The sequence below is a fragment of the Mesorhizobium sp. CA7 genome (genome assembly GCF_020165015.1).
In the GTDB taxonomy this organism is placed as follows: Bacteria; Pseudomonadota; Alphaproteobacteria; order Rhizobiales; family Rhizobiaceae; genus Mesorhizobium.
In genome coordinates this window covers 78668-91579 of record NZ_JAIUHH010000006.1, presented here as the reverse complement: position 1 = coordinate 91579, position 12912 = coordinate 78668, and the positions used below count along the sequence as shown (strand labels likewise).

The window sequence follows — 12912 nt, the reverse complement described above, 5'->3', positions numbered from 1 at the left end:
GAGGCCCGGTCCGACCGCGCTGGCAAGGATTCCAACTGTTACGCGCAATTAAGGCCAGACTGATAGATTCCGGGGCATTCGATCGGGGAGTGCGGCCATGAGCCAGCGCGCGTTCATCACTCTGCTCATCCTGATGGCGGTGCTTGTGGCAATGTCGGCCACATCGTTCCTGGGCGCCATGATCGGCTTCCTGTTCGGCATTGCCATTGCCTTCTTCGTTGCCGGGCCGGTGATGCTGATCGGCAAGCTGCTCGAGAAAAACGGCATTGCGATATCCGGCCAGACAGCCCTTTGGGTGCTCGCCGGCTTCTATGCGCTGCTCATTCTCGCCGCGGCATTCCAGATCTGGCGCCGGTTTCAGCGCCACGAGCCGGACCAAGCGCGATCCGCGGGGATGCGGCTGGCGCTGCTCGTCGCGCTTCCCGCGATGGCGTGGCTGTCTCTGAATGCGATGCAGGACGCCTGGCCGTGAGGCATCTAGGCTAGGTCGCAACAAACTGGCAGGATGGCTCGATCAACGCGATTTGGGGGCAATCGCATGACTTTGCTTCAATTTCCGGTCACCGGCGAACAGGTCTCGAACGATGAGACGGAAGAGGTCATCCGCGAGGCCGAACCGCATCGCGCCCTGGTACGCTACCGCCCCGATGGCGGCGAGCTCTTCATCCATACGCGGGTGAACATGGCGCTGCTGCGGGCCGCCGCCTCGCTGCCGATCCTGCGCCTGAAGCTCGCGCCACGCGCAGACGAGTTGACGGCGCGAGACGCTCTGCTGACGCCCGAGGGATCGCAGCGAAACTACGCTTTCCTCGAAAAGCTTTGCCAGGATCTGGCTGCCGCAAACTGCCCAGCCTGTTATATCGCCGAACAGCATGGCGAGGGCGGCCGCGATTTCTATTTTACGACCGAAGACATTGCCGGTTTCGAACGGATAGCTGGCAAGACCGCTGAGGCGCTGGCCTTTCCGCTCACGCTGGAACAGCATTCGCTTGCCGCGCTGGCGCCGCTCATCCTTCCCGCCGAGGCGATAGGCGACCTCCGGCTGGACGTCGCCGCGGATGCCCGCATCCGGCCGACACGCTTCGAGTTCTGGGGTGCCGAGCCTTCTCTGGCGAAGCTGCGCGCCGAACTTGAAAAGCGCGGCTACCGCTTCTTGAGTCTGGAGATAGTCTCGCGTGAGCTAAGGATGGCGAAGGACGTGCCGATCGACGGCGAGGGTTTCGGCTCCGTGCTGAAGGAAATCGTTCCGCTGGCAAGGTCGCTGCAATGCAGCTATCGCGGTACCGAGACCGTCGAAGGCCACGAACAGTTCCTGCTCACCCGCCCTCTGCCCGAGCGCTACAGCGGCGCGCGCCCCGGGTTTTTCAGTCGTCTTTTCGGTCGCGGGTAGGCTGACAGGTGGGCCGCCGCAGCTGCTTTACCGCTTCGGCCCGAAACCGGGATAGGGGTTGAGCGGCACGATGGCCGCGATGTCCATCATCCCGGCCTCGATCAACGGCAGCGTGGCGAGATGGCCGCGCACTTCCTTCTCGTCGGCCGCCTCGAACATTATGCCAGTGCCGGGAACGTCGCCGCGGTTCCAGATCTGGCGCACGGCGCCTTGCGCATAGAGCGTCTTGCGCTGCTCGGACTCGGGCGGCAGCAGCGGCGCGAAATCGGCATCGCCGAACTTCTGGGTGTTGCGGGTGAGCAGGGCAAAGAACTGCATGGCGATCTCCTTTGTGGCCGGTTGATGCTGGAAGGTATCGCGCCACATGATTAGACTGTCTAAGACTGATTAGGATATAGTTGAGACTTCTCAGGACTGGTCTTGGAGGTGAAGATGCTCGACCTGCGCCAGATCAGATATTTCGTGGCCGTGGCTGAGGCCGGCAATGTCGGCCGTGCCGCCGAGCAGTTGCACATCTCGCAATCGCCCTTGAGCCGGCAGATCATCCAACTCGAGGAACAGCTCGGTGTCGCCTTGTTCGAGCGGGCGAGGCAGCGTGTCCACCTCAATGCCGAAGGCAGGGCCTTTCTTGCCGAAGCCCGAGCGCTGCTTGCCAATGCTGCGCGCCTGGAAGAGCTCGGCCGCAACCTTGCCAGCGGCGCCGCTGGCAGCCTCGCCATCGGCTATGTCGAAGGCGCGGTGCATGCGGGGCTGATCGCGGACATGCTGCGGGATTTCCGCCGCGCGCGGCCGGATTTTCATTTACAGTTGCGCAGCCGGCGGACGGCTGCGCAGTTCGAAGATCTGAGGCAGCGCGTCCTCGACCTCGGTTTCGTCTATACGCCGGCGCCGCAACGCGATCCGGATATCGAGAGCATATTGGTGCGGCGCGAGCCGTTGGTGCTGGCAATCCCGGAAGGCGATCCGCTCGCCGATGTCGCCGACATCGCGCCCGGCCATCTCGACGGCCGCGTTTGGATCACAGTCGTGCGCCAGCCTGGCGACACCAACCGCGCGCAGTTCCTGGCGGCCTGCGCCGAATCCGGTTTCATGCCCGATATCGCCTATGAGACCGCCGATCCCTTGACTTCGCTTGGCCTTGTCAGCGCCGGGCTGGGCCTGGCGACGGTACAGGAAAGCCTGCGCTCGACCGCGCCTCCCGGCATCGTCTTCCGGGACCTGTTCTGGTTCAAGCGCAGCGTTGAGATCCACCTTGCCTGGCGGCGCAATGATCGGAGGGCGGCGATTGCCGATTTGAGGAGGGCAGTAGGCAGTAGGCAGTAGGCAGTAGGCAGTAGGCAGTAGGCAGTAGGCAGTAGGCAGTAGGCAGTAGGGGTCGTCTTTCCCTATTGCCTACTGCCCAATTCCTATTTCCTACATTTTGTCGATCACCGACTGCACCCCTTCCGTCGGCGCGTCGACCGACGAGCCCGCCACCATGATGGCGGCGACGATCGCTTCCGGGTCGTCGACCACCAGCGGCTTCACCTTATGCGCGGTGTGGATGAAGCCTTCCTCGGACATATGCTCGATCAGTGTCAGCATCGGGTCCCAGAAACCTTTGACGTTGGCGAAGACGATAGGCTTGCGGTGGTGGCCGAGCTGCGCCCAGGTCATGATCTCGACGATCTCCTCAACCGTGCCGATGCCGCCCGGCAGCGCCACAAAGGCGTCGGATTTCTCGAACATGCTATGCTTGCGCTCGTGCATGTTGTCGGTGATCAAGAGTTCGTCGAGCTTGTCGAGCGCGGTCTCGGTCGCCTCCTTGTTGATCAGGAAGCGCGGGATGATGCCGGTGACCTTGCCGCCGGCCTTGAGCGCGCCGTCGGCGACAGCGCCCATGATGCCCTTGGTGCCGCCGCCATAGATGAGGCGCAACCCGGATTTGGCAAGCGAGCGGCCAAGTGTGTGGCCGGCCTTGATATAGGCCTCGTCGCGGCCCGGAGACGAGCCGCAATAGACGCAGACGGATCGAATCGTGTTCATGGCGATGATTGGTGATGGGGACGGTCGGCCGGGTCAAGCCCGCGGACGGGCTTTTTCTTGTCGGACTCGGGAAAACACGCTAGACCGGGCGTTAGGTGGCTAAGGGGGCAATACGGAATTATGGCGATCAATCCTTCTAAGGCGTTTTTGTTCGCGGCGGGTGGCGTTGTCGCCGTCGCGGCAGTCGCCTACGGCTCGGGCGCGCTCGACCCTTATATCAACGACCAGAAGCCGGCGCAGGTCGCGGTGCTGCCGCAGACCAATGCGAAACCGGCTGAATCCTCGAGCACCGGCACAGAGGCGCGCGTGCCCCAGGCTCCGGCAAACACAATGGCTCCGGCGAACACGATGGCGCCAGCCAACACCATGGCACCCGCCAATAAGATGGCGCCGGCCGCCCAGGCGCCCGCCGCCGGCCCGACATTGCCGACCTTCGATGTCGTGCGCGTCGAGGGCAATGGCTCGATCGTCGTCGCCGGCAGCGCCGCGCCCAACGCCAAGGTCGAGATCTTGAATGGCGGCACGGTGCTCGGCTCGACCGAGTCCGGACCCGACGGCGCCTTCGCCATCGTGCTCGACGATCCGCTGAAGCCCGGCGACTATACGATCACGCTGCGCCAGACGGTTGGCGGCATTGCCGTTGCCTCGGCCCAGACCGCCGTCGTGTCGGTGCCGCAGAGCCCGACCGGCCAGGTGCTGGCCATGATCGAGGAGCCGGGCAAGGCCTCGCAACTGATCACCGTTCCTGAGACCGAGAGCAAGCCGGCGGCGCCGGCGGCGACCGATCAGGCAGCGGCGCCTGCGACCCAAGCTCCGGCAACGACCGCGCCGGCGGTATCGGGCACGGCCTCGGCGCCGGCCGCGACCGCGCCGGCCGCCACAGACCAGGCGACCGCGCCAGCTGCGGCCGCCGCGGCGGAGCCCAAGATCGCGGTCGAAGCGGTCGAAATCGACGGCAGCAAGATCTTCGTCGCCGGCACGGCCGATCCCGGCCGCAAGGTGCGCGCCTATGCCGACGCCATCCTGCTCGGCGACGCCAAGACTTCGGCCGACGGGCATTTCCTGATCGAAGCGACGCGCGACATTCCGGTCGGCAGCTACACTATCCATGTCGACGGCCTGGACAATGACGGTGTCAAGGTCGTCGCCCGCGCTGCCGTCCCATTCGAGCGCGAGGCCGGCGCGTCGGTCGCCGCCGTCGCCCCAAGCAAGACAAAGCCCGCCCAGGCCAAGCCGGCCGAGACCAAGACCGCCGAAACCACGACCGACACAGCAACGGCCGAAGCGGCCAAGCCGGCCCCGGCCGCCGGGGGCGCTGCCAAGGTTGCCGAGGCGACGCCCTCGACCGACGTGCCCGAAACGGTCGCGCCAAAGCTCGAACATGCCGACAGCTCCGTCATCATCCGCCGCAACGACACGCTGTGGCGCATCTCGCGCCGCGTCTACGGCCATGGCACGCGCTTCTCGACGATCTATCTGGCCAACAAGGACCAGATCCGCGATCCCGATCGCATCTGGCCAGGCCAGGTGTTCAAGGTGCCCTCGACTTCGAAGGAAGGCGAGGCCGCCGACATGAAGGCCATGGGCGAGCAGATGACAGCCGCGCCGGCGAAGACGGAGTAGGCGATTAGCTGATCTCCCCCACAAGGGGAGATTACGCTGCTACCCATGCGCCTAGCTTGCCCTCTCACCGTTCATCGTCTATCGCCGATGAACGATGTCCGAATCCCCCGAGACCCGCTGCACCGAAAGCCGTGCCATTGCCGCGCGGCTGGCGGCGCTGTCGCATCCGGCGCGCATCGAGATCCTGAAACATCTCTCGGCCAGCCGCTGCTGCTCCTGCCGTGAGGTGGTCGATCACCTCGATCTCGCACAGTCGACCGTTTCGCAGCATCTGAAGATACTGGTCGAGGCCGGACTCGTCCGCTTCGAGGCCGACCGCCAGCGCTCGCGCTACGCGGTCGACCACGACGCCCTCGCGGGCGTCTCCGCTTCGCTCACCCAGCTCGTCAACTCCTGCTGCCCCAGCCTCTCACCCATAAGGCAAGACTAGTGGCCGAAAAGACCGTATCCGCCGAAGCCGGCACCCTCACCACTTTGCGCAATCTGTGGCCCTATATGTGGCCGGCCGACCGCGCCGATCTCAGAGCCCGCGTCACCTGGGCGACGCTGCTTCTGGTCGTCGCCAAGGTCACATTGGTCGCCGGCCCCTATTTCTTCAAATGGGCGACCGATGCGCTGGCCTATGGCTCGAAGACACCGCCGCCTCTGCCATCCTTCCTACTGGCGCCGGTGGCGCTGGTCATCGCCTATAACGTGCTGCGCCTGATCCAGCTCGGCTTCAACCAGCTGCGCGACGCGCTGTTCGCCCGTGTCGGCCAGTATGCGGTGCGCCAGCTTGCCTTCCGCACCTTCGTCCACATGCATCAGCTGTCGCTGCGCTTCCATCTCGAGCGCCGCACCGGCGGCCTGTCGCGCATCATCGAGCGCGGCACCAAGGGCATCGAGACCATCGTGCGCTTCATCATGCTGAACACGGCGCCGACCATCCTCGAATTCGCGCTGACGGCCGGCATATTTGCCTTCACCTATGGCTGGAAATACGTCGCCGTGGTCGCCGTCACCGTGAGCCTCTATGTCTGGTTCACCGTCAAGGCGAGCGACTGGCGCATCTCGATCCGCCGCGACATGAACGACAGCGACACCGACGCCAACACCAAGGCGATCGACTCGCTGCTCAACTTCGAGACGGTCAAATATTTCACCAATGAGCGCATGGAGGCCGAGCGCTTCGACCGCTCGATGGCACGCTACGAGCTCGCCGCGACGAAAACCTGGACATCGCTCGGCTGGCTGAATTTCGGCCAGGGCCTCATCTTCGGCCTCGGCACGGTCATCGTCATGTGCATGTCGGCGCTGGAGGTGCAGGCCGGCAGGCAGACGGTTGGCGACTTCGTCTTCATCAACGCCATGCTGATCCAGCTTTCGGTGCCGCTCAACTTCATCGGCTTCATCTACCGCGAAATAAGGCAAGGGTTGACCGATATCGAGCATATGTTCGACCTGCTCGACGTGCCCCAGGAGATCGTCGACAAGCCGGATGCCAGGCCTTTGAAGGTCGGGCCCGGCAAGGTCGAATTCCGCGACGTCCATTTCTCCTATGATCCCAGCCGCAAGATCCTGAAAGGCGTCTCCTTCGAGGTGCCGGCCGGCAAGACCGTGGCCATCGTCGGCCCGTCCGGCGCCGGCAAGTCGACCATCTCCCGGCTGCTGTTCCGTTTCTACGACGTTCAGGGCGGCCAGGTGCTGATCGACGGCCAGGACATCCGCGACGTCACGCAGGAGAGCCTGCGGGCGGTGCTCGGCATGGTGCCGCAGGACACCGTGCTGTTCAACGACACCATCGCCTACAACATACGCTACGGTCGTGTCGGCGCCGGCGAGGAGGAGGTGCGCAAGGCGGCCGAGCTCGCCCAGATCGGCCCGTTCATCCAGAAGCTGCCCGAGGGCTACAAGTCGATGGTCGGTGAGCGCGGGCTGAAATTATCGGGCGGCGAGAAGCAGCGCGTGGCGATCGCCCGCACCATCCTCAAGGCGCCGCCGATCCTGATGCTGGACGAGGCGACCTCAGCGCTGGACACCCAGACCGAGCAGGAGATCCAGGCAGCGCTCGACCTGGTCAGCAAGGGCCGTACGACGATCGTGATTGCCCACCGGCTGTCCACGGTGATTTCGGCCGACGAGATCATCGTGCTGAAGGACGGCCAGATCGCCGAGCGCGGCACCCATGCGGCGCTGCTTGCCAAGCACGGCCTCTACGCCTCGATGTGGGACCGCCAGCGCGAGGCAACCGAAGCCGAGGAGCGCCTGCGCATCGCGCGCGAGGGCGACGAGCTTGGGGTGATTGTGAGGAGAAGGACGTCGGAGGTGAGCTAGCGCCTCTTCCCCTTCTCCCCCTGTGGGAGAAGGTGGCCTCGCGAAGCGAGGTCGGATGAGGGGTGTTGGAAGGATCGCCGCACGACAAGACTAAGCGCTTGAAGCATCTATTCTTTTCTCGCCTCATTCCTGCCAGCACCCCTCATCCGTCTCGGCGCTTCGCGCCGATCCACCTTCTCCCACAAGGGGAGAAGGGAAAGGCGCCAAATTCCCCCTTGACCTCAACCTATCTTGAGCTTGCAAACCAATCTCCGAGCCACCTGCCAGGCAAACCTTCCAAATCGGAGATGGACGAAATGAGCACCAACAATCAACGCACCGGCAGCGTCTTCCGCGTCGACAAATTCGTCGTGCCGGCGCAAGCGCGCGACGAAATCCTCAGCAAGGCCAGGATGACGCATGAACTGCTGCGCCAGCAGGAGGGTTTTGTGCAGGACTTCCTGCTCGAGCAATTTTCCGGCCCCGGCGAGTTCAACCTTGTCACCATAGTCGAATGGGAAAGCCAGGCCGCGGTCGACAAGGCGGTGCCGATCGTCAAGGCAGCGCACGAGCGCATCGCCTTCAGCGCGCAGGAAACGATCGCTCGCCTCGGCGTCAAGGCCGACATAGCCAACTATCGGCGCGTGCCCGAACTATAGGAAGGCCACCCCGCTCCGGGCGCGGGAACGGCGATGCTCAGCACCTGTCCGGTGCGGGCATCGCTGATCATGTTTTCGAAGCCCCTCCATTCGGCGGCGAGGATGAACAGCGTCTTGCCGTCGGCTCCGCCCAGCATGCAGGCAAAACAGCCGCGATCGACCTCGACCCTGTCGATCTTCTCACCGCCTTCGCGAACCCTGATACAGTGGCGGTTCGGCACGTCGGCATACCAGACGCAGCCTTCGGCCTCGATGCAGATCCCGTCGGGATAGTCGTTGCCGAGATCGGCCCAGACGCGCCGCTTGGAAAGGCTCCCGTCTTCGCCAATATCGAAGGCTGTCAGCCGTCTTGCGTGGGACTCGGCGATGATCAGTGTCCGATTGTCCGGCGTCACGGCCATGCCGTTGGCGAAGGCGATATCCTCGGCGACCTGCCGCATCGTGCCGTCCGGCGTGATCAGCACGATGGTGCCCGGCGCGAAATGCTCGCCCGGCGCCGGTGCCGGCCCGCCGCCATTGACATAGATGTTGCCGCGCCCATCGACGACGATTTCGTTCCAGGGGTTCTTCGACAGATGCCTCAGATCGGCATGGGTGACGAGCGTCCCGCCTGCCTCCTGCCTCAGCAGCAGGCCTTCCCGGCCCGAGACCACCAGAAGCCTCCCATCCGGCAGCCAGTCGATCGAATAGGGCAGGACAACCGGGACGGTAAGCATCACCTCGCACCGGCCATTTTCGTCCACCGCGACGATCTCGCCGGTGCCCCAGTTGCAAAGCCAGATCCGGCCGTCATGCCAGCGCGGCGACTCGCCGAAGGCTAGGCCTGTTGTGATGACCTTGGCACTCATTGCAGACGATTTCTGCGAAGGCATTGGCGGGCTCCCTGGGTATCCTCTCGCAAGGACGCGTGACGGAGCCGAGTTCCGACAACAGGAGCAAAATGAGGCTTGCGCGCCGGCGCTGCCGTCCAGGCCCCGCCTATCCTCCCCATTGTTGCGTTGCAGGGAGGGGGGCTTTCCGCTATTGAGGCGCTACCTGAAACAGGGACCGCCCCCAGCCCTATGACGCTTCTCGACTCGGTCAAGAATACGTTCGTTCCGATCCATCGCGAAGGCTACCCCTTCATCGCCGCCTTCGCCGCGGCCACCCTCTTCCTCGGCTATTTCTCCTCGGTCCTGTTCTGGATCGGACTGATCCTCACCGCATGGTGCGTCTATTTCTACCGCGACCCCGAGCGCGTCACCCCGGTCGACGACCGGCTGGTGGTGAGCCCGGCCGATGGCGTGGTCTCGGCGGTCGGCCCCGCCGTGCCGCCGAGCGAGCTCGGGCTGGGCTCCGGCGAGATGACCCGGATCTCGGTGTTCATGAATGTGTTTTCCTGCCACATCAACCGCGCTCCGGTGCGCGGCCGGATCACGCGCATCGAGCACAAGCCCGGCAAATTCCTCAATGCCGAGCTCGACAAGGCAAGCGCCGAGAATGAGCGCAACGGCCTGGTCATCGACAGCCCGAACGGCACCATCGCCGCCGTCCAGATCGCCGGCCTTGTGGCGCGCCGCATCGTCTGCTGGGCCGAGGCCGGCGGTACGATCGCGATAGGCGAGCGTTTCGGCCTGATCCGCTTCGGCTCGCGCGTCGACGTCTTCCTCCCGTCGGGCGCCGTGCCGCGCGTCGCGGTCGGCCAGACGGCGGTCGGCGGCGAGACCGTGCTTGCCGAATTCGGTGGCACCGCGGTCACGCCCTTGGTCAGGGTTTCCTGAGCGTTGGGCGCGCCGTTCAAGAAATTCGAAGCCCATGCCAGTGGCGGTCCGCGCATCCGCGAGATCCCGATGCGCATGGTGCTGCCCAATCTGGTCACCGTGCTCGCCATCTGCGCCGGCCTATCCGGCATCCGCTTCGCCTTCGAGAACCGCTTCGAGATCGCTGTGGTCATGGTGTTACTTGCCGCCTTCCTCGACGGCATCGACGGGCGACTGGCGCGCATGCTGAAGGCGACCTCGAAATTCGGCGCCCAGATGGATTCGCTGGCCGATATCGTCAATTTCGGCGTGGCGCCGGCCTTGGTGCTCTATGCCTTCCTGCTCGACCGCGCCGGCTCGCCAGGCTGGATCGCCGCACTTCTCTTTACCATCGCTTGCGGCATGCGGCTGGCCCGCTTCAACGTTCTGGCCGATGACGCCGAGCAGCCGGCTTGGCAGACCGAATATTTCGTCGGCGTGCCGGCCCCGGCGGGTGCTGTGCTGGTCATGCTGCCGCTCTATCTTTATTTCCTGCGGCTCGGGCTGGAGCCCAGCCGGCCGGCCGCCTTCGTCGCCACCGGCTTCACCGTGCTGGTCGCTTTCCTTCTGGTCAGCCGCCTGCCGGTCTATTCGGGCAAGAGCGTCAAGGTGCCGGGCGACAGGGTGCTGCCGGTCATCCTCGGCGTCGTGCTCTACATCCTCTTGCTGATGACCTATCCCTGGTACACGCTGACGGCTTCCGTCGCTGGGTACCTGCTTTTCCTGCCGTTGTCGGTGCGCGCCTATTCCAAGCGGGCCATGCGCGAAGGCGAGAAGGTGCCGCCGTCGGATATCGGGTAGCGCTGCGCCCTAGGCCGCCGCACTCAGCCCCAGCCGGTCGATCGCCAGCTTGCGCGCCGAGATGTAATCCGTCTTGCCCGAGCCCAGCACCGGGATCTCTTCCACCTTGATGATGTCGTTGGGCACCATCAGCTCGGCCGCGCCAGCCTTCTTGCCGAACTGGCGCAGCTCCTCGGCATTGGCTTCGTCGGCGGTGGTGACCAGCACGATGCGCTCGCCGCGCCTCTTGTCGGGCACTGCCACCGCCGCGTGGCGCTCTTCCGGCCATAGCGACTGCACCAGCATCTCGACGGCGCCCAGCGACACCATCTCGCCGGCGATCTTGGCGAAGCGCTTGGCCCGCCCGCGTATGGTGATGAAGCCCTCGCGGTCGACCGAGACGATATCGCCGGTATCGTGCCAGCCTTCCAGCCGCTGCAATTCGCCGGGACGGTCGGCGGTCATATAGCCCATCATCATGTTCGGCCCGTCGAGCCACAGCCGGCCGCCCTCGGCGATGCCTTCGACCGGCTCCAGCTTCATGCGGATCGCCGGCAGCGGCCGCCCGACTGTGCCGTCGCGGCTGTGGATGGCGGTGTTCACCGCCACCACGGGCGCGGCCTCGGTCAGCCCGAAGCCTTCCACGATCGAGGCCTGGAAACGGTCGCGGTAGGTGCGCCGCGTTTCCGGCTTCACCGCTTCGGCGCCGGCCACGACAAAGCGCAAGCTGGAGAAGTCGCCGTCCTTGGCGGTGCGGGCGTAGTTGGCCAGAAAAGTGTCGGTGCCGAACATCACGGTCGGCTTCACCTTGCGGGCGATCTCTGGGATGATCTTGTAGTGCAGCGGCGAGGGGTAGAGGAACAGCTTTACGCCCAGCACCAGCGGCAGGATGGTGCCGCCGGTCAATCCGAAGGAATGGAACACCGGCAGAACGTTGAGCAGGATGTCGGCCGGCGAGACGGAGACGCGCGCCTCAGCCTGCATGACATTGGCAAGCAGGTTGCGGTTCGACAGCACCACCGCCTTTGGCGTGCCTTCCGAGCCGGAGGTGAACAGGATGACAGCGGGTTTCGAGGCTTGCTGCCGCTGCAGCGGCAAACGCCACAGAAGCGCTGCGGCAACCTTGTCCAGGGTCGTCACATTGGCGCGCACATCCTCCAGCCACAGCATCTTGGCGCCACCCGCCTCGACCGCGGCGACGATGTCGTCGATGCCGGCCTTTTCGATGAACGCGCGGGAGGAAACCACCGTCCTGATGACAGCAGTGCGGATCGCCGCGGTCACGCTCGCCGGGCCGGCGGTGTAGTTGATCATCGCCGCCACGCGGGCAGCTGAGACCAGGCCGACGAAGGTAAGCACCACGCCATTGGCGTTGGGCAACAGCACGCCGACCGCTTCGCCGGGCGCGGTCACCGCCTCGAAATGGCGGCCGAGCACGCGAGCGCCGATGAACAGCTTACGGTAGCTGAGCGAACCGGAAATCACATCCTCGATGATCGGGCGCGAAGGTCCGATGCGGTCGGCGGCGTCGCGCATGGCGAGGAAGAGCCCGCGATCGAGATTGGTGCCGTAAAGCCGTGCCTCGGCGAACCGGTCGAACAGTGCGTTGGTGTTGGATGCCATGTCGGGGTTGCGCGCCACCAGCTCGGCGATGGTCATCGGCTCCAGCACACTCATCGAAAGCCGCGGGAACCAGTGGCGCGGCGCTTTTTCCTTCGGCGTCAGCGACACCGGCAGGTCACGCGTGCCGGCAACGAAGATCGGCACGATGCGTGCATCGGCCTGCATGGCGATGCGGGTGATGGCGCGAAACAGCCGGAACGATTTGACGTCCGGCTCGACATTGTCCGGCAGGTAGACGGCGAGCCGCCCCTTGCCCTTCAGCACGCGCACCAGCCGGCGGCTGACGAAGATATGCTCGGCGTTGAAGGCGATGGTACGCGCAAGCTCGCGCCACGGCTCCAGCCAGGGCGAGCGCGCCGAAGCCTCGTCCAGGATATGCAGCGTGTCGTCGGGAAGCAGCGACAGCATCAGCGCCGGCTCGATGCGCGACTGGTGCCAGACGACATAGATGACCGGCGTCTTGGCGCTGCGGGCGATGCGCATGCGATTGTCGGCGATGCGGTAGGCGAGCTTGAACGGCACATAGAGCAGCGCCTGGGTGAAGCGCAGGTCGAGCCGGAACCGCTCGATCACGGCAATCAGCAGCCAGGCAAAGACAAGGCCCGCCAGCAGCGCCAGGGTCAGGATCATGCCGCTCTCTCCCAGTCTCCTCCAGGGCGCGGCTCTTGAGCGACCGCTTCGGTGGCAGAGGGTAGCGGAAGTGCGGGCAAGGTCAATGCGGGGTCGGAGAGCTTCCACCTTC

13 protein-coding genes are annotated in these 12912 nt (G+C 65.0%); 9 read left to right on the top strand and 4 right to left on the bottom strand.

Features of this window, described 5'->3' with window-relative positions; translation table 11 throughout:
• The first annotated feature begins 97 nt into the window (after positions 1–97).
• Positions 98–472: a hypothetical protein gene (locus tag LB552_RS14370; protein ID WP_224607306.1), complete on the top strand. Its 375-nt coding sequence runs from the start codon at positions 98–100 to the stop codon at positions 470–472.
• A 66-nt stretch (positions 473–538) separates the two neighbouring features.
• Positions 539–1390, top strand: coding sequence for a hypothetical protein (locus tag LB552_RS14365; RefSeq protein ID WP_224607303.1), 852 nt, complete (start codon positions 539–541; stop codon positions 1388–1390).
• A 27-nt stretch (positions 1391–1417) separates the two neighbouring features.
• Here LB552_RS14365 and LB552_RS14360 read toward each other — a convergent pair whose 3' ends face one another.
• A complete protein-coding gene (locus LB552_RS14360; protein ID WP_224607300.1) occupies positions 1418–1708 on the bottom strand; it encodes a muconolactone Delta-isomerase family protein in 291 nt (96 codons plus the stop codon).
• Positions 1709–1822: 114 nt separating this feature from the next.
• On the opposite strand from LB552_RS14360, the gene LB552_RS14355 reads away from it, so the two are divergent.
• Complete coding sequence (locus tag LB552_RS14355) at positions 1823–2713, top strand: LysR family transcriptional regulator (RefSeq protein WP_224607297.1); 891 nt, start codon at positions 1823–1825, stop codon at positions 2711–2713.
• 90 nt (positions 2714–2803) lie between these two features.
• Here the strand turns inward: LB552_RS14355 and LB552_RS14350 are convergent, their stop codons facing one another.
• On the bottom strand, positions 2804–3415 hold the full coding sequence (locus LB552_RS14350) for a TIGR00730 family Rossman fold protein (RefSeq protein ID WP_095766979.1): 612 nt from the start codon (positions 3413–3415) through the stop codon (positions 2804–2806).
• Positions 3416–3535: 120 nt separating this feature from the next.
• On the opposite strand from LB552_RS14350, the gene LB552_RS14345 reads away from it, so the two are divergent.
• The 4 genes from LB552_RS14345 (at position 3536) to LB552_RS14330 (ending at position 7989) form a co-directional block, all read left to right on the top strand.
• Positions 3536–5038 (top strand): LysM peptidoglycan-binding domain-containing protein, encoded by a 1503-nt coding sequence (locus LB552_RS14345; protein ID WP_224607294.1) that lies wholly within the window; start codon positions 3536–3538, stop codon positions 5036–5038.
• Positions 5039–5132: 94 nt separating this feature from the next.
• On the top strand, positions 5133–5468 hold the full coding sequence (locus LB552_RS14340) for an ArsR/SmtB family transcription factor (RefSeq protein ID WP_224607291.1): 336 nt from the start codon (positions 5133–5135) through the stop codon (positions 5466–5468).
• A complete protein-coding gene (locus LB552_RS14335) occupies positions 5468–7351 on the top strand; it encodes an ABCB family ABC transporter ATP-binding protein/permease (RefSeq protein WP_224607276.1) in 1884 nt (627 codons plus the stop codon). Before LB552_RS14340 ends, LB552_RS14335 begins: the two co-directional genes overlap by 1 nt.
• Before the next feature lie 296 nt (positions 7352–7647).
• Complete coding sequence (locus LB552_RS14330) at positions 7648–7989, top strand: antibiotic biosynthesis monooxygenase (protein ID WP_411966040.1); 342 nt, start codon at positions 7648–7650, stop codon at positions 7987–7989.
• Here the strand turns inward: LB552_RS14330 and LB552_RS14325 are convergent.
• Positions 7965–8837, bottom strand: a complete 873-nt coding sequence (locus tag LB552_RS14325) for an SMP-30/gluconolactonase/LRE family protein (RefSeq protein WP_224607273.1) — start codon at positions 8835–8837, stop codon at positions 7965–7967. The two genes, LB552_RS14330 and LB552_RS14325, sit on opposite strands and share 25 nt — an antisense overlap.
• A 174-nt stretch (positions 8838–9011) precedes the next feature.
• Between LB552_RS14325 and LB552_RS14320 the strand changes: the two genes are divergently transcribed.
• Positions 9012–9749, top strand: a complete 738-nt coding sequence (locus LB552_RS14320) for a phosphatidylserine decarboxylase (protein ID WP_318012040.1) — start codon at positions 9012–9014, stop codon at positions 9747–9749.
• 3 nt (positions 9750–9752) lie between these two features.
• Entirely contained in the window at positions 9753–10568 is an 816-nt protein-coding gene (locus LB552_RS14315) for a CDP-alcohol phosphatidyltransferase family protein (protein WP_095766986.1), read from the top strand.
• Positions 10569–10577: 9 nt separating this feature from the next.
• Here the strand turns inward: LB552_RS14315 and LB552_RS14310 are convergent, their stop codons facing one another.
• Positions 10578–12800, bottom strand: coding sequence for an AMP-binding protein (locus LB552_RS14310; RefSeq protein WP_224607270.1), 2223 nt, complete (start codon positions 12798–12800; stop codon positions 10578–10580).
• Positions 12801–12912 lie beyond the last annotated feature (112 nt).